Below are 18,878 nucleotides of genomic sequence, written 5' to 3'. Positions count from 1 at the left end.
AACTTTATATTGATGTGGTGGTGAAGGCGAAGAGGTCACACCTGTTCCCATGCCGAACACAGCAGTTAAGCTCTTCAGCGCCGATGGTAGTCGGGTTTACCCCCGTGAGAGTAGGACGCTGCCACGTCATTTGATAGAAAACCAGAAGAAAAATCTTCTGGTTTTTTCTATATTCAATTATTCCAGCATATACATAAGGGGAGGAGGTCAACTATGGAGTGGTCCTACTTCTTTCACGAAGAAATACTATTGTTTGTATTTCGCCTCTTTTTTGCCTTGATTCTTTCCGGTTTAATTGGGTTTGAAAGAGAAGTCAAAAATCATTCGGCAGGTTTTCGAACACATATTTTAGTAGGTGTCGGTGCATGTTTAATGATGCTGCTTTCCTTATATGGATTTGAGGAGTATATCGATAAATATGAGCATGTCCGGTTTGATCCTGCCAGAATTCCCTCCTATGTCATTAGTGGAATCGGTTTTCTTGGTGCGGGTACGATTATAGTCAATGGGATGACAATTAGAGGGTTAACTACAGCGGCTTCTATTTGGACAGTAGCTGGTATCGGTTTAGTGGTAGGTGCAGGCATGTATGATATGGCTACAGTTACTACGGTCCTTGTGTTAATGAGCCTCGTATTCCTAAATAAAATTGAAAAAGAGAAATTTAATGGAAATAGAAAAAACATCTTTCATATTACTGTTCGAAAAGATGTGGAGATAAATAAAATTCTATCTTTATTTGAACAAATGAATCTAAATATACGAAAACTGGATGTCACGACCTTAGACGCGGAACAAAAGCGCGTAGTAGTAGAATTAGAAAAGCATCAAACCTTTGAAAGGTCTACACTGTTGGAACAATTAACACAAATTGATGGTGTCGATGATTGCGGCCACAGTTTTTAAGCACTTTCCCACCCCCCTGCGCAGTTGAAACTGCGTAGTTTTTTTGTTTTATTTCATGTTGAAAAGGGGAAACATAGAAGATGTAGCAAGACATAAACAATTTAGTTGCGTGACAATTAAAAATGAGTATAATAAAATTAAAGTCAAAGATAGTCAAAGTCAGAAGAAGGGGGAGGGACAATGCGGAATATATCTGACATTATAGAAGAGTATCTGTTAAAGATACTCGATGAAAATTATCCAGAGTCCATTGAAATAAAGCGAAGTGAACTAGCAGAAAAATTTCAATGTGTGCCTTCTCAAATTAATTATGTGATTAAGACACGTTTTACCGTGGAAAAAGGATATATAGTAGAAAGTAAACGCGGAGGCGGTGGATATATCCGTATCAGCCGTGTTCAACATCGCAAAGATTCAGAGATGATTGAAGAGGTAATGGGGCTTATCCATCCGCGGGTATCCCAAAATAAGGCGGTCGATGTTTTAGCTCGGCTGGTGGATTATGAAATTATTACTTTGCGGGAAGGTAAACTGATGGAAAGTGTGATAGACCGCGATGTCTTAGCTTTTCCCCTGCCAATTCGTGATGAAGTACGAGCTCGAATTATGACAGCAATGTTATTTACCCTTCAATATAAATGCTGAGTGGGAAAGGAGAGATTGAGATGGAATGCCAGGAGTGTCACCAGCGAACAGCGACGGTGCATTTGACTCAGGTGGTAAACGGTAAAAAAACGGAAATTCATGTTTGTGACCAGTGTGCAAAGGAAAAAGGGTACATGAACTATGGGGAAGAGAACTTTACGTTAAACGATTTACTTTCTGGTTTATTTCATTCAGAAAGTCCTTCTCCTCTTGGCGGACAAACCGCTCATTCTTACAAAAGGAAAGAAACCTTAAAATGTCCGAATTGCGGACTGACCTATGATGAATTTGCTCATATAGGAAAGTTTGGATGTGCAGAATGTTATAACACTTTTGATGAACGCTTAAATCCAATTTTACGAAGAGTCCACAGTGGGAATACCCTCCATGACGGAAAGATTCCTAAAAGAGAAGGTGGAAATCTTCATCTAAAGAAAGAAATAGAACAATATAAAACTAATCTTCGACAATTAATTGAGCAGGAAGAATTCGAAGAAGCAGCGAAAGTTAGAGATAGGGTAAGATCCCTGGAGAGTAAGCTTCATCAAGGTGAGGGTGGTGAAGAGTAATGTCATTACAGCAATTTATGAATGAAGCGATCAGCCCGTGGATGAAGCAGGAAGGCCCTGATAGTGACATTGTTATGAGCAGCCGCATTCGACTAGCTCGTAATTTCTCTCAATATCCATTTCCTATCATTGCTTCCGAAGAAACATTGGAGAAAGTATTGGAGTTTTTCAAAGACGGTTTTAAAGAAACCTCATTTCGTGACTATAAAAACTTCGAACTGATCCAAATGAAAGATTTGCAGCCGGTTGAAAAACGAGTACTTGTAGAGAAACACTTAATCAGCCCTCATTTGGCTGAGAAATCGGAGAAATCAGCGACACTTATTTCTCAAAATGAGCAGGTTTCGATCATGATTAATGAAGAGGACCATGTTCGTATTCAGTTATATTTTCCTGGTTTTCAATTAGATCAAGCGCTGGAACAGGCCACCCAGCTGGATGATTGGCTTGAAGAAAAGATAGATTATGCGTTTGATGAGAAACGAGGATATCTAACAGCGTGCCCGACCAATGTAGGCACAGGCATGAGAGCCTCAGTAATGATGCACCTGCCGGCTCTGTCCATGACTCAACAGATTAACCGTATGACACCGGCAATTAATCAGCTGGGGTTGGTGGTCAGGGGGATATATGGAGAGGGTAGTGAAGCTGTAGGAAACATTTTTCAAATCTCTAATCAGATTACATTGGGTAAATCTGAAGAAGACATTGTAGAGGATCTTCACAGTGTTGTGAAACAATTAATTGATCAAGAACGCCGGGCAAGAGCAGCCTTAATGAATAGGTCCAGTCTACAGTTGGAAGATCGTATTTTTAGATCTTATGGTGTTTTGACTAACAGCCGAATCATAGAGTCTAAAGAGGCGGCTAAATGCCTTTCTGATCTTCGGCTGGGCATTGATCTTGGCCTTATTGATGACATTCCACGAACAATTCTTAATGAGCTAATGGTCTTAACACAACCCGGGTTCCTGCAACAATATGCAAAAGATACTTTATCCCCTGAGGAAAGAGATGTAAGAAGAGCCTCATTAATCAGAGAACGACTTCAATTAGAAAATGAAGAATAATGTTAGGAGGGAATGTCCATGATGTTTGGGCGATTTACAGAAAGAGCACAAAAAGTGTTGGCACTAGCGCAGGAAGAGGCGGTACGTTTAGGTCATAATAATATTGGTACAGAGCATATTCTTCTCGGCCTTGTTAGCGAAGGCGAAGGAATTGCTGCTAAAGCATTAACGGCTTTAGGTCTTGAATCCACTAAGATTCAGCAAGAGGTAGAAAAGCTGATTGGAAAAGGGGAAAAAGTATCCCAGACTATTCATTACACCCCGCGTGCTAAAAAAGTTATTGAACTTTCTATGGATGAAGCTCGTAAACTAGGTCACTCCTATGTAGGAACAGAACACATCCTGCTGGGATTAATTCGTGAAGGCGAAGGTGTGGCGGCAAGAGTTCTGAACAATCTTGGTGTCAGCTTAAATAAAGCCCGTCAACAAGTCCTGCAGTTATTGGGGAACAATGAATCTACTGGTGGACAAAATCGCCGAGGCGGCGGCTCAGGAGCCCAGGCAGCCAATGCGAACACTCCAACACTAGATTCCCTGGCGCGTGATCTAACTGCTATTGCCAAAGAGGGGAATATCGATCCCGTTATCGGCCGTAGCAAAGAAATTGAGCGTGTCATTCAAGTCTTAAGCCGTCGTACGAAAAACAATCCGGTCCTGGTGGGTGAGCCCGGTGTTGGTAAAACAGCGATCGCCGAAGGTCTTGCCCAGCAAATCATGAATAATGAGGTGCCTGAAATCTTGCGTGATAAGCGTGTTATGACGCTCGATATGGGTACGGTTGTCGCAGGTACGAAATACCGCGGAGAATTTGAAGACCGTTTGAAGAAAGTGATGGAAGAGATACGCCAGGCAGGCAACATTATCTTATTCATTGATGAGCTGCATACTCTAATTGGTGCAGGTGGCGCAGAGGGAGCTATCGATGCTTCTAATATTCTAAAACCTTCACTTGCCCGCGGTGAGCTGCAATGTATTGGTGCTACAACATTAGATGAATACCGCAAGTATATTGAAAAAGATGCAGCGTTAGAGCGCAGGTTCCAGCCTATTCAAGTAGATGAGCCTACACTGGATGAATCGGTTCAAATTCTGCAGGGGCTGCGTGATCGTTATGAAGCACACCACCGTGTGACGATTACAGACGAATCCATTGATTCTGCTGTACGTTTCTCTGATCGTTACATTACCGACCGCTTCCTTCCGGACAAAGCGATTGACCTTATTGATGAAGCGGCATCTAAGGTGCGACTTCGTTCTTATACAGCACCACCGAACTTGAAAGAACTTGAGCAGAAGCTTGAAGAGGTACGCAAAGAAAAAGATGCAGCTGTTCAAAGTCAGGAATTTGAAAAAGCAGCTTCTTTACGGGATAGTGAGCAGCGCCTAAGAGATGAACTGGAACAAACGAAAGACGAGTGGAAGGAAAAGCAGGGTCAGGAAGATTCCGAGGTTACGGTCGAGGATATCGCATCCGTTGTATCTACCTGGACAGGAGTACCTGTATCAAAAATGACAAAAGATGAAAGTGAGCGTCTTCTTCATCTTGAAGACACCCTTCATAATCGCGTCATTGGACAGGAGGAAGCAGTCAAGTCCATTTCTAAAGCCATTCGTCGTGCTAGAGCTGGTTTGAAAGATCCTAAGCGTCCAATTGGTTCATTCATTTTCTTAGGACCTACAGGAGTCGGTAAAACAGAACTTGCGCGTGCTCTAGCTGAAAGCATGTTTGGCGAAGAAGATGCCATGATTCGAATCGACATGTCTGAATATATGGAAAAACACAGCACGTCCCGCCTTGTCGGTTCACCTCCTGGCTATGTAGGTTACGATGAAGGTGGTCAGCTTACTGAAAAAGTGCGTAACAAACCATATTCCGTTGTCTTATTGGATGAGATTGAAAAAGCGCACCCGGAAGTATTCAACATCCTTCTTCAAGTACTTGAAGATGGCCGTCTGACAGATTCAAAAGGGCGTGTCGTTGATTTCCGAAATACCGTGTTGATTATGACTTCAAACGTAGGAGCTCAAGAGCTGAAACAAAACAAATATGTTGGATTCTCTATGGGTGAAGCCGATCAGGATTATAAAGACATGAAGTCTAAAGTTACGGATGCTCTGAAAAAAGCCTTCCGTCCTGAATTCTTGAACCGTATCGATGAAACCATTGTCTTCCACTCTCTTGAGAGAAAACACATGAAAGACATTGTAACATTGATGGCAGAAGAGTTAAGGAAACGTCTGCAGGAACAAGAAATTGACTTTACACTAACTGATGAAGCTATTACTCACATTGCAGAGTCCGGCTTTGATCCAGAATATGGAGCGCGTCCTCTACGCCGTTCCATTCAAAAGAATGTGGAAGACCTTCTGTCCGAAGAGCTCTTAAAAGAAAACATTGCGAAAGGTCAAAAGGTTAAGATTGACTTGGACGAAAATAAAAACTTTGTTGTTCACACACAACAGGAGTCATCAACAAATTAATGGGTATGTGATCTTATTGAAAATCGGAAGGTGTTTGCCTTCCGATTTTTTTCTTCTTCCGCTATCATTTATTCATGACGGATTTAATAGAAATGTTAAGACTGTGAAACTTTTTCACAACCTTTTTCGTATAAAATTTTAAGAATAGGAGCGATGTTCGCTTGGCAAAAAGAAAAACAAAGTTTGTTTGCCAGGAATGTGGATATGAGACGCCGAAATGGATGGGGAAATGCCCGGCGTGTCATCAATGGAACACACTCGTTGAAGAAATGAGCGCACCAGCAGCTAATTCACGTCATGTATTCCAAACAAGTTCCACATCCGCTACAACAAAGCCAGAAAAAATCACACAAATAAAATCAGAGAAAGAACCGCGCCTGCCTACAGATATGCCTGAATTTAACCGCGTTTTAGGCGGAGGAATTGTGGCTGGGTCACTGGTTTTGATTGGCGGTGATCCGGGTATCGGAAAATCAACTTTATTACTTCAGGTGTCAGCGCAAATTGCTAAAGACGACTTTCCTGTTTTGTATATATCTGGAGAGGAGTCATCCAGGCAGACAAAACTCCGTGCGGAACGACTGGATATAACTTCTGATGAACTGTACGTTTTATCAGAAACGAACCTACAGGATGTTATTAACCAAATAGAAGCGATTGACCCTAAATTTGTGGTCATTGACTCTATTCAAACCATCTTTAAGGAAGACGTGACGTCTGCCCCCGGAAGTGTTTCGCAAGTGCGCGAGTGTACAAGCCAATTAATGCGGATTGCTAAAAGTAAAGGTATTCCTATTTTTATCGTGGGGCATGTTACTAAAGAAGGTTCAATAGCTGGTCCACGGTTACTTGAGCATATGGTAGATGCCGTCCTATATTTTGAGGGTGAGAGGCACCACACTTTTCGGATTTTGCGAAGTGTGAAGAACCGTTTCGGCAGCACACATGAAATGGGTATTTTCGAAATGAAGGAAAAAGGATTAGAAGAAGTCCTTAACCCTTCTGAAATATTTCTGGAGGAGCGATCTCAGGGAGCGGCCGGCTCTATTGTCGTTGCTTCTATGGAAGGTACAAGACCCGTACTCGTTGAGATACAGGCTCTAATATCACCGACCGCTTATGGAAATCCCAGACGTATGGCAACTGGCTTGGATAACAGTCGTGTCCCTCTTCTAATGGCTGTACTTGAGAAAAGAGCGGGTCTTCTTCTTCAAAATCAGGATGCCTACGTAAAAGTCGCAGGCGGTGTAAAACTGGATGAGCCTGCTATAGATTTAGGTGTAGCGATAAGCATTGCCTCAAGTTTCCGTAACCAATCTTCGAATGGGGATGATGTTGTCGTAGGCGAAGTCGGCCTGACAGGAGAGATTCGGAGGGTTGCAAGAATTGAACAACGAGTTCAGGAAGCAGCTAAATTAGGATTCAAAAGGGTGATTATCCCTAAAAAGAACATGGATGGCTGGACAGTACCCTCTGAAATTGAAGTGATTGGTGTAAGTACAGTACAGGAAGCAATGAAGGTCACATTGGGGGAAGCGTAAATGGAATGGCATGAGATGAAGGAAAATGGAATTGGAGAAATCCTTAAACTAGTAGCCCCCGGGACACCGCTTCGGGATGGAATTGATAATGTACTGCGGGCGAAGACCGGTGGCTTAATTGTACTTGGTTATGGGGAAAGCATGCGTGATCTTGTAGATGGTGGATTTCATATTCAATCGGATTTCACTCCTGCCCATCTCTATGAACTGGCCAAAATGGACGGGGCTTTAATTTTGAACGATGAGGGCAGTAAGATTCTGTTCGCAAACGCTCAGTTGATGCCGGACCCGGATATTTTATCGACAGAAACGGGCATGCGGCACAGAACAGCAGAGCGGGTAGCGAAGCAGACCGGAGCACTTGTAATCGCCATATCTCAGCGTAGAAATGTTATTACGTTATATAAGGGATCTTTGCGCTATTCCTTAAAAGACATCGGAGTTATTTTGACAAAGGCCAATCAGGCGATTCAAACGTTAGAAAAATATAAAAATGTACTTGATCAGAGTGTGACAAACCTCGGAGCGATGGAGTTTGAGAATATGGTTTCCTTCTCTGAGGTAGTTCAAGTGGTTCATAGAATTGAAATGGTCCTTAGAACGAAGACGGAGATCTTAAACTATGTCAATGAACTGGGAACAGAAGGCAGACTGATCCAGTTACAATTAACAGAACTTGTATCCAATATTGAAGAAGAAGCTACACTGCTTTTGAAGGACTACAGTAAACGTCCAGATTATACACCCTATTATATTCTGAAGAAAATGCAGGAAATCACAAATACTGAACTACTTTCAGATGAACAGGTGTTAAAACTGCTGGGCTACTCTCCTGCAACCAAGCTGTCTGACCCAATTCATCCAAGAGGATATAGAATTCTTAGTCGGATCCCGCGTCTTCCGCCGTTAATCATTGAGCATTTAGTTGAAAGGTTTAATACACTCGACGACCTGATTCAGGCTTCTACAAAAGAACTGGTGGAAGTAGATGGTGTAGGTGAAATACGGGCATCCAAAATAAGAGATGGACTGGATCGAATACAAGAACAACTGTTTGTAGACCGTCACATATAAGAATATTGACTTATTAACTAAGACTATGGTATTATAGATGTTTTGCTCGTTGACTTATTTTGGAAGTTGTGCTAAGTTAGAAACCATCATTCCTATTTATATGATTAATGGTTGTGAGGTTTGGTCATACTGTGATTGAGGAGGTGAATACAAGTGCTTAAACGTATCGTACAGTTGTTTATTGTAATAACCGGCGGAACAATCGGTTACCTCTATTTTCCAGAGCTATTTACAACCATGGGGCTTACTTGGCAGGTTTGGATACAATCCGTCCTTGGAGCCGTACTAGGAGCACTTATTTTATTTTTATTAACATTTTGGGTCGTGGACTATATTGTGGATTTTATCAGGTGGGTGGAAGACTCATTAGTTCGAGCCCCGGTACCAGACCTATTGTTTGGAAGTCTTGGTTTAATTGTTGGTCTACTTATCGCCTATCTAATCAATGTGTTTGTACAAGATATTCAGATCCAGGTTATTAATCAGGTTGTACCTATTGCTTTAACCGTTTTACTTGGTTACTTAGGTTTTCAAGTTGGCTTTAAACGGAAGGATGAATTTTTAAGTTTAGTGTCCAAGAAGGATAGAAAGCCGGAAGATGAGGATTCTCAAGCGAATGAAAAAGTCGATTCTTCCTTAATTCCCAAAAGAAAAATACTGGATACAAGTGTCATCATCGATGGAAGAATTGCAGATATATGCGAAACGCATTTCTTGGAAGGAACCATTGTCATTCCTCAATTCGTATTGGAAGAATTGCAGCACATTGCCGATTCATCTGACGGACTAAAGAGAAATCGTGGTCGACGAGGTCTGGATATACTTAACCGTCTTCAAAAAGATCTTCCTGTAAATGTGGAGATATATGAAGGGGACTTTGAAGATATTCAGGAAGTGGACAGTAAGCTTGTGAAACTCGCGAAAGTCATGAACGGAATTGTTGTAACGAATGATTTTAATTTAAATAAAGTCTGTGAGTTTCAAAATGTCCAAGTCTTAAATATTAACGACCTGGCAAATGCTGTGAAGCCGGTTGTTCTTCCTGGAGAAGAGATGAAGATTCAAGTCATCAAGGACGGGAAGGAACAAAATCAAGGGGTTGCTTATCTAGACGATGGCACCATGATTGTCGTAGAAGAAGGAAAAGATTACATTGGGAAGACTATTGAAGTAGTGGTCACCAGTGTGCTGCAGACATCAGCAGGACGTATGATTTTTGCTAAACCGAAATCACTTGAAAAAGCTTTATAAAAACGGTATAAACAAATAGAGAATGGCAAAAGTGATAACATGCGTGTTATCGCTTTTGTTGTTTCTGAGGATCTTAACAAAAAGCTTTTGAAGCTCAAGGTGGATACTATGACAAAATATACAGCGATCGTACTTGCGGCTGGGCAGGGCAAACGCATGCTTGCCGGGCGCAACAAGCAATTTTTAATGATAAATCAGAAACCGCTGATTATGCATACCCTTCAGTTATTCGAAAGGGATGAATGGTGCGAAGAGCTTATTTTAGTAACAAATAAGCGGGAGCGTTCGCAAATGGAACAATTGCTGCTCGATTATCCAATAGAAAAAGAGATTCGATTGGTAGATGGGGGAGCAGAAAGGCAAGATAGTGTTTTTGCAGGTTTGTCGGTAGTTACAAACGTAGATCTTCCTGTTTTTATTCATGATGGTGCAAGGCCCTTTGTTTCAAAAGAACTGCTCCATCAGCTGGCGGCGACGACACTGGAAAAAGAAGCGGCTCTACTCGCTGTTCCTGTAACAGATACAATTAAGCAAAGAGATGGAAACCGGTTAACGACTCTTGATCGTCATACACTGTGGGCAGCGCAGACTCCGCAGTCTTTTGCATTTGATTTGATCTATGACGCGCATGAACAAGCGAACAAACGTGGATACTACGGCACAGATGATGCTTCTTTAGTAGAGCGGATGGGAAGAGAAGTAGCCATTGTTGAGGGAAGTTACGACAATATAAAATTAACGACTCCTGAGGATTTACATAAGGCGGAAGCCTATATAAACAATCAAAAAGAAGAAAAGATAGGGGATGATCCGATGTTTCGAATAGGACAGGGATTTGATGTACATCAGCTCACCGAAGGCCGTCCGTGCATTATTGGTGGAATAGAGATTCCATACGAAAAAGGGTTGTTAGGCCATTCGGACGCGGATGTTTTACTCCATACAATCGCGGACGCCTGCCTTGGAGCAATTGGAGAAGGGGATATCGGCAAGCATTTTCCTGACACAGATCCTGAGTTTAAAGACGCTGACTCCGGTCGGCTGCTGCAGCATGTATGGGGCATAATTACAGAGCGTGGATTTGAACTTGGGAACATGGATTGCACCGTCATTGCACAAGCCCCAAAAATGGCACCTTATATCGATACGATCAGGAAGAATATCGCAACCCTTCTAGGAACCGAGGAATCTCGTATAAACATTAAAGCGACAACAACAGAGAAACTAGGGTTTGCCGGGCGTAAAGAAGGTATAGCTGCACAAGCTGTAGTTCTGTTGCAAAATAGTCAGCATTCTTAGACAAAAAATGATAAAATAGTTCAAGGATAAAGACCGGAATGATGAAAGGAGAACAATTATGTCAAATGAAGTTCGAGTGCGTTATGCACCAAGTCCAACAGGGCACCTGCACATTGGTAATGCCAGGACAGCTCTATTCAATTACCTGTATGCTAGAAACGCTGGAGGTAAGATGGTAATTCGTATTGAGGATACGGATGAAAAGCGAAATGTAGAAGGTGGAGAGCAGAGCCAGCTCAATTATCTCAACTGGCTTGGTATCGAATGGGATGAAAGCCCGGATAAAGGTGGAGAATATGGACCTTACCGTCAGATGGAACGCCTTGATATTTACAAGAAATATGTGGATGAACTGTTGGAGCGTGGACTTGCCTACAAGTGCTATGTGACAGAAGAAGAATTAGAAGCTGAACGTGAAGCGCAGATGGCACGAGGAGAGGCTCCGAAGTATTCTGGTGCCCACCGCGACCTAACTGAGGAGCAGATCGCGCAATTTGAAGCGGAAGGCCGTCAGCCAAGTATTCGTATCCGTGTGCCTGAGAACCATACGTACACTTTTAACGATATCGTAAGAGAAGAAATTACGTTTGAATCTGGTGATTTCGGCGATTGGGTCATCGTTAAGAAAAACGGAACACCTACGTACAATTTTGCTGTTGCGATTGATGACTATTTAATGAACATTACTCATGTTCTACGTGGCGAAGAGCATATTTCCAATACACCCAAGCAGATGATGGTATACGAAGCTTTCGGCTGGGAACCTCCGAAATTCGGACATATGACGCTGATCCTTAATGAGGAACGCAAGAAATTAAGTAAACGCGATGAACACATTCTTCAGTTTATCGAGCAGTACAAAAACTTAGGCTATCTGCCGGAAGCACTGTTTAACTTCATCACCCTTCTTGGCTGGTCTCCGGTAGGGGAAGAAGAGATCTTCACTCAGGAAAAATTAATTGATATCTTTGATGCAGAACGTTTATCAACTTCTCCGGCTGTATTCGACGCAGCGAAGCTGAAATGGATGAACAACCAATATATTAAAACGGCTGATTTGGATCGTGTAGTTGAGCTTGCTCTCCCTCACTTAGTCGAAGCAGGACGTTTATCAGAAGACATGAGTGATGCAGATCAGAAATGGACGCGCGAATTAATTGCTCTTTATCAAGAACAATTAAACTATGGTGCGGAAATTGTAGAACTTACGGATCTTTTCTTCAAGAAAGAGATTCAGTATGATGAAGCGGCTATGGAGGTACTTCAAGGGGAACAAGTTCCTGAAGTTCTGGAAACATTCAAGAAGAACCTTCAAGAGCTGGATGAATTCACACCGGAAAATATTAAAGCGCAGGTGAAGGCTGTCCAGAAAGAAACAGGACATAAGGGTAAGAAATTATTCATGCCTGTTCGTGTTGCTACGACTGGACAGACTCATGGCCCTGAGCTTCCAAACGCTATTCATCTGCTCGGTCTTGAAACGGTAATCGTGCGCCTTGATGATGTATTAAATAAATTACAAGGTTAAATTGTTCACAACCTTGGGATAATATCATATAGTAGAGTTACCTATACGAAACGTTGATGAGGAGAAGTAAAAGTCATGGCTCTTCCACAGAGAGAATCACTGAGGCTGGAAGTGGTTCGTTGAGCACGCTTTGAAATGCACCTCTGAGTCCTTGGTTGAAATAAGAGTATGCCGGGGCGGTTGCCTTCCGTTACTGAGGTTGAAGAGGGGAGAGTGTGTAAACTTTCCCAAACAGAGTGGGACCACGTAAAAACGCGTCTCTGTGCCGTCGGCACAGAGACGCGTTTTTTTATTGCACGTATGGTTCATTTTAAGGAGGGGAGCAAGTATGGGGCTGATGAAAATGTTTAAAGAAGATGTAGATGTGGTGTTTGACCAGGATCCTGCTGCTCGTTCATATATTGAGGTAATTCTGACGTATTCAGGCTTACATGCAATTTGGGCGCACCGGGTGGCCCATGCTTGTCATAAACGTAAGTTTTTCTTCTTGGCAAGGCTCATTTCTCAATGGAGCCGCTTCTTGACGGGGATAGAAATACATCCTGGGGCTAAGATTGGCCGTCGCTTCTTTATCGATCACGGAATGGGAGTTGTCATTGGGGAAACCTGTGAGATTGGTGATAACGTAACGATCTTCCAAGGAGTGACGCTCGGGGGTACGGGGAAAGAAAAAGGAAAGAGGCACCCAACCCTTTTAGATAACTCTCTTGTAGCCACAGGCGCTAAGGTGCTTGGCTCCATTACAATTGGTGAGAATTCGAAAGTCGGTGCAGGCTCTGTCGTTCTCAAAGATGTTCCGAATAACTCTACTGTAGTAGGGATTCCCGGACATGTGGTTATTCAAAATGGGAAGAAGGTCCAGAAAAACCTTGATCACCATAAGCTCCCTGACCCTGTCTATGATCGGTTGAACATCCTTGAAAAAGAAATTAAACAACTACGTGAACACATGAATGTTACAGAAGGAGTGAAACAAAATGGCGATTAATATATATAACACCTTAACTCGCAAAAAGGAACCATTTCAGCCTTTAGAAGAAGGCAAAGTAAAAATGTATGTATGTGGACCAACGGTATACAACTACATTCACATTGGTAACGCAAGACCGGCAATCGTTTTTGACACTGTCCGCCGCTATTTTGAATACCGGGGGTACGACGTTCACTACGTCTTAAACTTTACAGATGTCGATGATAAGTTAATTAAAGCAGCCAATGAAATGGGAGAAGGCGTAACAGAGATTGCCAACCGCTTCATTGCTGCATACAAAGAAGATGTTGGAGCACTTGGAGTTAAAGAAGCCGTCGATCATCCGCGTGTGACAGAAAATATGGATGAAATCGTTGATTTTATCCAAGGTTTAATTGATAAAGGGTACGCTTATGAAGCAGGCGGGGACGTTTATTTCCGTACCCGCTCATTCGACTCTTACGGAAAACTTTCCCATCAATCTGTGGATGAACTGCGCTCTGGTTCTCGAATCGAAGTTGGAGATAAAAAAGAAGACCCTCTTGATTTCACGCTTTGGAAAAACGCGAAAGAAGGCGAGATTACCTGGGAGAGTCCTTGGGGCACCGGTCGTCCTGGCTGGCACATTGAGTGTTCTGCAATGGCGAAGAAATACCTCGGGGATACGATAGATATTCATGCTGGAGGGCAGGATTTAACTTTCCCACACCACGAGAACGAAATCGCACAATCCGAAGCCCATAATGGAGAATCCTTTGCACGCTATTGGATGCATAATGGATATATCAATATTGATAACGAGAAAATGTCAAAATCTCTTGGAAACTTTATTCTTGCGCATGACTTAGTTAAGAAGCATGATCCACAGGTCATCCGGTTCTTTATGTTGAGTGTGCAGTACCGCCACCCAATTAACTTTAGTGATGAGTTGCTGAAGGGTGCTAAAAGCAGCTTTGACCGCATTAAGAATGCCTATGAGAATATCCAGCACCGTAAGACGACAAGTATGAACCTGCAGGAAGATCTATCATGGATTGAAAAAGTAGAGAAATTAAAAGAACAATTCATTAAAGAGATGGATGACGACTTTAATACAGCTAATGCCATATCTGTACTTTTTGATTTAACTAAAACTGCTAATTTATACCTGCAGGAAGAACAGACGCATGAAAAAGTTCTACGTGCTTTCGAAGAAGCCTTTGAGGAATTGGCAGGGGTATTGGGCATTGTCCTAAGTTCTCAGGAAGAACTACTCGATGAGGAGATTGATGCGCTTCTCGAAGAGCGGAAGCAAGCTAGAAAAAATCGGGACTTTGAACGTGCCGATCAAATCCGTGATGAATTAAAAGACCGTAACATTATCCTGGAAGATACTTCACAGGGAACGCGCTGGAAGCGGGGGTAAAGGTATGACACTTTCAAATGTCAAACAAATGAAGAGTCTTGCCCTCGCTTATATGGGCGATTCTGTTTATGAGCTTTATGTGCGTCGCCATTTACTTGAGCAGGGAGAAATAAAGCCCCAGCACTTACATCAGGCTGCAATTCAGTTTGTGTCTGCGGCAGCCCAGGCCAAAGTTGTCCAAGCCTGGCAGGAAAGTAACCTTTTAACGGAAGAAGAAGAAGGGGTTTTACGTCGGGGGAGAAATGCAAAATCAGGCTCTGTCCCGAAAAATACAAATGTACAAACGTACAGATATTCTACGGCTTTTGAAGCGGTTTTGGGATTTCTCTACTTGTCTGGTCAAACAGAAAGGCTGGAGACGCTCATTGACCATGCAGTAAAAGTTGTCGAAGGAAGGAGTGAGTTAAATGAGTAGTGGAGAGTGGATTATCGGTAAAAACCCTGTACAGGAAGCCATCCGTTCAGGACGATCAATTAATAAGGTGATGGTTTCCGATCAGCTTCAATACCAAGCGTATAAAAAGCTGGATCAGTTGGCCAAAGAACAAGGTGTTCTTGTACAAAAGGTGCCTAAAAAGAAAATTGACCAGCTGGTTGACGGGAATCATCAGGGTGTTATAGCTTCTGTTGCAGCATACGAGTACAGCGATATAGAAGATCTTTTTGCGAAAGCAGAAGAGAAAGGGGAAGCTCCTTTTTTCATTATTTGTGATGAACTTGAAGACCCGCATAATTTGGGATCCATATTGAGAACGGCCGATGCAAGTGGAGTTCATGGAGTAATTATTCCAAAAAGACGTTCTGTTGCCCTGACAGCCACAGTAGCGAAAACATCCACCGGGGCTATTGAACATATTCCGGTTGCTCGTGTAACGAATCTTGCTCGTACTATTGATGAACTTAAAGAACGTTTTGTATGGGTAGTAGGTACAGATGCAGGTGGAACAGAAGATTATCGACAGCTTGACGGTAATATGCCTATAGCCTTAGTTATAGGCAGTGAGGGCCGTGGAATGAGTCGATTAACTAAGGAAAAGTGTGATTGGACCGTAAGTTTACCAATGGTCGGAAAGGTTACATCGCTGAATGCTTCTGTCTCTGCGTCTTTACTAATGTACGAAGTCTTCCGAAAGCGTCACCCACTGGGTGATTAACAAATGAATGTCCTTATCGTAGATGGTTACAACATGATTGGTGCTTGGTCTGAGCTACAAAGGCTGAAAGAACAAGACCTTGGCCAGGCCAGGGACCTGCTTATAGAAATGATGGCTGAGTACCAATCTTATACTGGCGATCGTATCATCATTGTTTTTGACGCCTATCATGTTCGTGGTCTTGAAAAAAAACAAAAAAATTACAAAGTTGAAGTAATCTTTACGAAAGAGAATGAAACAGCTGATGAACGCATTGAAAAACTTGCCGGTGAATTGAATGATGTCCGTACACAGGTGTACGTAGCTACATCGGATTATGCTGAACAGCGTACGATTTTTGGGCAGGGAGCATTCCGGAAATCTGCAAGAGAGCTTCATATAGAGCTGAAAAACATAGAAAATCAGATAGAGAAAGATGTAGAAAGCCAGAACCAATACCCCTATCAGTCGAAGATTCCTATTAAAAAAGAAATGCGGGAATTGTTCGAGAAATGGCGGAGAGGAGATAAATAATTCTGACAACTTGTTGACGCTTTTCAAGCGCTTACTGTATAATATTGCTATATTGAGGTAGCACGGTCGGAGGGATCCTGTGTGAGCATCTTACAAACGGAGAAAAGCACCAACGAGTTGGATCTTAGCAAACTTGAAGATGAGGCGATCGTTGAAAAGATTAATCAGGGGCAGGTCCAGGCGCTTGATTACTTGATCAACAAGTATAAGAATTTTGTTCGGGCTAAAGCTCGGACATATTTCCTAATTGGCGCAGACCGGGAAGATATCGTCCAGGAAGGCATGATTGGTCTTTACAAAGCGATCCGTGATTACAGAGAAGGGAAACTCTCTTCTTTTAAAGCATTTGCAGAGTTATGTGTCACCCGCCAGATTATTACCGCTATTAAAACCGCCACTAGACAGAAACATATCCCTTTAAACTCCTACGTTTCTTTGGACAAGCCTATCTATGATGAAGAGTCAGATCGTACATTGCTTGATGTCATTGCCGGGTCTAAAGCTATTGACCCTCAGGAGCTAATCGTAAACAAGGAAAAGTTTGCCGATATGGAAGAAAAGATGTCTGAATTGTTAAGTGATCTTGAAAGAAAAGTACTGGCTCTCTATCTGGATGGACGATCTTATCAAGAGATTTCAGTTGAGCTGGACCGTCATGTAAAATCTATTGATAATGCACTTCAACGGGTGAAAAGAAAGCTCGAAAAGTACTTGGAAGTCAATGAGATTACGCTTTAAGGCTGCATTGACAGTCATAAGTAAGAGTGCTACATTAATTGAGTAAACGTAAACCTCTACAATCGAGGTGTCGGAATTGAGAAAAAAAGTCATATTGGCTTGTACAAAATGTCAAAATCGAAACTATAGTTCATATAAAAACCGATCTAACCAATCTGAACGTCTTGAGGTTCGAAAGTTCTGCAAAAACTGCGGCGAACATACTTTGCATCGAGAGACAAAATAGAGAAAGCTGCCAGTAGGCGAAAGTTTGGGGGTATTGTAGGATGTTTAAGTTTTTTAAGAATGTAGCACGAGAAATGAAAAAGGTAAGCTGGCCTAAGGGACAGGAATTGACCCGCTATACAATTACTGTTTTATTTACTGTCATTTTCGTGGCTGTGTTCTTCGCTATTGTAGATCTTGGGATTTCCCAAGTGCTTGAACTCATTGCTTAAGAATAGTAGAGTGGATTTTATGCTATAATAGGAGATAGACTTACAAAAACCCGTTCTGCGGGTTTTTTCATGTTGGAATAGTTTTCGTTACTCTAGTATAAGGGAGGGAAGGGCAAGCACTTGTCCTGTGATTATGGAAAAAAGATGGTATGTTGTGCACACCTATTCAGGTTATGAAAACAAAGTGAAAACGAACCTTGAAAAGCGTGTTGAATCAATGGGAATGGAAGATAAAATCTTCCGTGTCCTTGTCCCAGAGGATGAAGAAGCTGAAATAAAAAATGGTAAAAAGAAGATTGCGAAAAAGAAGGTATTCCCAGGTTATGTTCTGGCTGAAATGGTCATGACTGATGATTCTTGGTATGTTGTAAGGAACACGCCGGGTGTTACTGGATTCGTCGGGTCCACAGGCTCCGGTTCAAAACCGATCCCTCTTTTACCTGAAGAAGTAGAAACCGTTCTTAAGAGAATGGGCATGAATGAGCAGCCGAAAGCAGAGATTGACTTTGAGGTGAAGGAAAGTGTTACAGTAACGGATGGACCTTTCGCTAACTTCACGGGTACGATTGAGTACATTGATACGGATAAACAAAAAGTTAAGGTCCATGTCAATATGTTCGGTCGCGAAACTCCAGTAGAGTTGGACTTCACTCAGATCGAAAAGTTATAAAATTTTTCTCTTCCCTTGCATATTAGAGATAAAGATGCTAGAATTTTTATGTTCTATATGTGCCCTAGAAAAAGGGCGATTGCATAGCGCAATGGAGTGGGAGGGGTTGAACCCTATTACCACATCACGGACTTTAAGGAGGTGTGTCTCGTGGCTAAAAAAGTTATTAATGTTGTAAAGCTTCAGATTCCTGCGGGTAAAGCAAACCCAGCGCCGCCAGTAGGACCGGCACTAGGTCAAGCAGGTATCAATATCATGGGTTTCTGTAAGGAGTTTAACGCTCGTACACAGGAACAAGCGGGTACGATTATTCCAGTTGAAATCACGGTTTATGAAGACCGTTCCTTTACATTCGTTACGAAAACTCCGCCTGCTGCTGTTCTTCTTAAGAAAGCTGCTGGTGTTGAATCAGGTTCCGGTGAACCAAACCGTAACAAAGTTGCTTCTGTTAAACGCGATCAAGTTCGCGAAATCGCAGAAACAAAAATGCCTGATTTGAATGCTGCTGACGTTGAAGCTGCAATGCGTATGGTCGAAGGTACCGCGCGCAGCATGGGAATCACAATCGAAGATTAATCCCACATCGTCACATGGAGATAGGAAAAGGTTGCGGAAAAGGAGCTTGTG

The 18,878-nt window shown here is 42.4% G+C and carries 20 protein-coding genes, 1 rRNA gene and 1 other annotated feature; all 21 genes read left to right on the top strand.

The window, feature by feature from the left end; all coding sequences use genetic code 11:
- Nucleotides 1-13 precede the first annotated feature (13 nt).
- Nucleotides 14-127 (top strand): 5S ribosomal RNA (rrf, locus tag LC036_RS17915).
- Between the two features lie 86 nt (nucleotides 128-213).
- Nucleotides 214-906 (top strand): MgtC/SapB family protein, encoded by a 693-nt coding sequence (locus LC036_RS17910; RefSeq protein WP_226585850.1) that lies wholly within the window; start codon nucleotides 214-216, stop codon nucleotides 904-906.
- Nucleotides 907-1,086: 180 nt separating this feature from the next.
- Entirely contained in the window at nucleotides 1,087-1,551 is a 465-nt protein-coding gene (locus LC036_RS17905) for a CtsR family transcriptional regulator (RefSeq protein ID WP_226585848.1), read from the top strand.
- 20 nt (nucleotides 1,552-1,571) lie between these two features.
- Nucleotides 1,572-2,120 carry a UvrB/UvrC motif-containing protein gene (locus LC036_RS17900; protein WP_226585846.1) on the top strand — a complete coding sequence of 183 codons (549 nt, stop codon included), beginning with the start codon at nucleotides 1,572-1,574 and terminating at the stop codon, nucleotides 2,118-2,120.
- On the top strand, nucleotides 2,120-3,190 hold the full coding sequence (locus LC036_RS17895) for a protein arginine kinase (RefSeq protein ID WP_226585844.1): 1,071 nt from the start codon (nucleotides 2,120-2,122) through the stop codon (nucleotides 3,188-3,190). The genes LC036_RS17900 and LC036_RS17895 overlap by 1 nt, the downstream gene beginning before the upstream one ends.
- An 18-nt stretch (nucleotides 3,191-3,208) precedes the next feature.
- A complete protein-coding gene (gene clpC, locus LC036_RS17890; protein WP_226585842.1) occupies nucleotides 3,209-5,671 on the top strand; it encodes an ATP-dependent protease ATP-binding subunit ClpC in 2,463 nt (820 codons plus the stop codon).
- A 161-nt stretch (nucleotides 5,672-5,832) separates the two neighbouring features.
- On the top strand, nucleotides 5,833-7,212 hold the full coding sequence (gene radA, locus LC036_RS17885) for a DNA repair protein RadA (protein ID WP_226585840.1): 1,380 nt from the start codon (nucleotides 5,833-5,835) through the stop codon (nucleotides 7,210-7,212).
- A complete protein-coding gene (gene disA / locus LC036_RS17880; protein ID WP_226585839.1) occupies nucleotides 7,213-8,286 on the top strand; it encodes a DNA integrity scanning diadenylate cyclase DisA in 1,074 nt (357 codons plus the stop codon).
- Between the two features lie 153 nt (nucleotides 8,287-8,439).
- On the top strand, nucleotides 8,440-9,537 hold the full coding sequence (locus tag LC036_RS17875) for a PIN/TRAM domain-containing protein (RefSeq protein WP_226585837.1): 1,098 nt from the start codon (nucleotides 8,440-8,442) through the stop codon (nucleotides 9,535-9,537).
- Between the two features lie 39 nt (nucleotides 9,538-9,576).
- Nucleotides 9,577-10,836 carry a bifunctional 2-C-methyl-D-erythritol 4-phosphate cytidylyltransferase/2-C-methyl-D-erythritol 2,4-cyclodiphosphate synthase gene (locus LC036_RS17870; protein WP_226585835.1) on the top strand — a complete coding sequence of 420 codons (1,260 nt, stop codon included), beginning with the start codon at nucleotides 9,577-9,579 and terminating at the stop codon, nucleotides 10,834-10,836.
- Between the two features lie 58 nt (nucleotides 10,837-10,894).
- The gene (gene gltX / locus LC036_RS17865) at nucleotides 10,895-12,364 is read left to right on the top strand and encodes a glutamate--tRNA ligase (RefSeq protein ID WP_226585833.1); all 1,470 of its coding nucleotides are present in this window, start codon (nucleotides 10,895-10,897) and stop codon (nucleotides 12,362-12,364) included.
- A gap of 44 nt (nucleotides 12,365-12,408) precedes the next feature.
- Nucleotides 12,409-12,629: a binding site (T-box leader), on the top strand.
- A 63-nt stretch (nucleotides 12,630-12,692) separates the two neighbouring features.
- Nucleotides 12,693-13,352, top strand: a complete 660-nt coding sequence (gene cysE, locus LC036_RS17860) for a serine O-acetyltransferase (RefSeq protein ID WP_226585824.1) — start codon at nucleotides 12,693-12,695, stop codon at nucleotides 13,350-13,352.
- Nucleotides 13,342-14,739: a cysteine--tRNA ligase gene (gene cysS, locus LC036_RS17855; RefSeq protein WP_226585822.1), complete on the top strand. Its 1,398-nt coding sequence runs from the start codon at nucleotides 13,342-13,344 to the stop codon at nucleotides 14,737-14,739. The genes cysE and cysS overlap by 11 nt, the downstream gene beginning before the upstream one ends.
- 4 nt (nucleotides 14,740-14,743) lie before the next feature.
- On the top strand, nucleotides 14,744-15,154 hold the full coding sequence (locus LC036_RS17850; protein ID WP_226585820.1) for a Mini-ribonuclease 3: 411 nt from the start codon (nucleotides 14,744-14,746) through the stop codon (nucleotides 15,152-15,154).
- On the top strand, nucleotides 15,147-15,893 hold the full coding sequence (rlmB, locus tag LC036_RS17845; RefSeq protein WP_226585818.1) for a 23S rRNA (guanosine(2251)-2'-O)-methyltransferase RlmB: 747 nt from the start codon (nucleotides 15,147-15,149) through the stop codon (nucleotides 15,891-15,893). The genes LC036_RS17850 and rlmB overlap by 8 nt, the downstream gene beginning before the upstream one ends.
- Nucleotides 15,894-15,896: 3 nt before the next feature.
- A complete protein-coding gene (locus LC036_RS17840; protein ID WP_226585816.1) occupies nucleotides 15,897-16,406 on the top strand; it encodes an NYN domain-containing protein in 510 nt (169 codons plus the stop codon).
- An 81-nt stretch (nucleotides 16,407-16,487) separates the two neighbouring features.
- On the top strand, nucleotides 16,488-17,144 hold the full coding sequence (gene sigH / locus LC036_RS17835; RefSeq protein WP_226585814.1) for an RNA polymerase sporulation sigma factor SigH: 657 nt from the start codon (nucleotides 16,488-16,490) through the stop codon (nucleotides 17,142-17,144).
- Between the two features lie 76 nt (nucleotides 17,145-17,220).
- Complete coding sequence (gene rpmG / locus LC036_RS17830; protein WP_226585853.1) at nucleotides 17,221-17,370, top strand: 50S ribosomal protein L33; 150 nt, start codon at nucleotides 17,221-17,223, stop codon at nucleotides 17,368-17,370.
- A 40-nt stretch (nucleotides 17,371-17,410) separates the two neighbouring features.
- A complete protein-coding gene (gene secE, locus LC036_RS17825) occupies nucleotides 17,411-17,581 on the top strand; it encodes a preprotein translocase subunit SecE (RefSeq protein ID WP_226585812.1) in 171 nt (56 codons plus the stop codon).
- Nucleotides 17,582-17,714: 133 nt separating this feature from the next.
- Nucleotides 17,715-18,251 carry a transcription termination/antitermination protein NusG gene (gene nusG / locus LC036_RS17820; RefSeq protein WP_226585810.1) on the top strand — a complete coding sequence of 179 codons (537 nt, stop codon included), beginning with the start codon at nucleotides 17,715-17,717 and terminating at the stop codon, nucleotides 18,249-18,251.
- 150 nt (nucleotides 18,252-18,401) lie between these two features.
- Nucleotides 18,402-18,827: a 50S ribosomal protein L11 gene (rplK, locus tag LC036_RS17815; RefSeq protein ID WP_035511717.1), complete on the top strand. Its 426-nt coding sequence runs from the start codon at nucleotides 18,402-18,404 to the stop codon at nucleotides 18,825-18,827.
- Nucleotides 18,828-18,878 lie beyond the last annotated feature (51 nt).

The organism is Halobacillus litoralis (assembly GCF_020524025.1).
Lineage (GTDB): Bacteria > Bacillota > Bacilli > Bacillales > Halobacillaceae > Halobacillus > Halobacillus litoralis_D.
This window is presented reverse-complemented; position numbering and strand designations above follow the sequence as displayed.

Bases quoted from the DNA above. Each gene is read 5' to 3' on its own strand.
- LC036_RS17910 (WP_226585850.1), top strand. From the start codon at position 214: ATGGAGTGGTCCTACTTCTTTCACGAAGAAATACTATTGTTTGTATTT.
- LC036_RS17905 (WP_226585848.1), top strand. From the start codon at position 1,087: ATGCGGAATATATCTGACATTATAGAAGAGTATCTGTTAAAGATACTC.
- LC036_RS17900 (WP_226585846.1), top strand. From the start codon at position 1,572: ATGGAATGCCAGGAGTGTCACCAGCGAACAGCGACGGTGCATTTGACT.
- LC036_RS17895 (WP_226585844.1), top strand. From the start codon at position 2,120: ATGTCATTACAGCAATTTATGAATGAAGCGATCAGCCCGTGGATGAAG.
- clpC (WP_226585842.1), top strand. From the start codon at position 3,209: ATGATGTTTGGGCGATTTACAGAAAGAGCACAAAAAGTGTTGGCACTA.
- disA (WP_226585839.1), top strand. From the start codon at position 7,213: ATGGAATGGCATGAGATGAAGGAAAATGGAATTGGAGAAATCCTTAAA.
- LC036_RS17870 (WP_226585835.1), top strand. From the start codon at position 9,577: ATGCGTGTTATCGCTTTTGTTGTTTCTGAGGATCTTAACAAAAAGCTT.
- gltX (WP_226585833.1), top strand. From the start codon at position 10,895: ATGTCAAATGAAGTTCGAGTGCGTTATGCACCAAGTCCAACAGGGCAC.
- cysE (WP_226585824.1), top strand. From the start codon at position 12,693: ATGGGGCTGATGAAAATGTTTAAAGAAGATGTAGATGTGGTGTTTGAC.
- cysS (WP_226585822.1), top strand. From the start codon at position 13,342: ATGGCGATTAATATATATAACACCTTAACTCGCAAAAAGGAACCATTT.
- LC036_RS17850 (WP_226585820.1), top strand. From the start codon at position 14,744: ATGACACTTTCAAATGTCAAACAAATGAAGAGTCTTGCCCTCGCTTAT.
- rlmB (WP_226585818.1), top strand. From the start codon at position 15,147: ATGAGTAGTGGAGAGTGGATTATCGGTAAAAACCCTGTACAGGAAGCC.
- LC036_RS17840 (WP_226585816.1), top strand. From the start codon at position 15,897: ATGAATGTCCTTATCGTAGATGGTTACAACATGATTGGTGCTTGGTCT.
- secE (WP_226585812.1), top strand. From the start codon at position 17,411: ATGTTTAAGTTTTTTAAGAATGTAGCACGAGAAATGAAAAAGGTAAGC.
- nusG (WP_226585810.1), top strand. From the start codon at position 17,715: ATGGAAAAAAGATGGTATGTTGTGCACACCTATTCAGGTTATGAAAAC.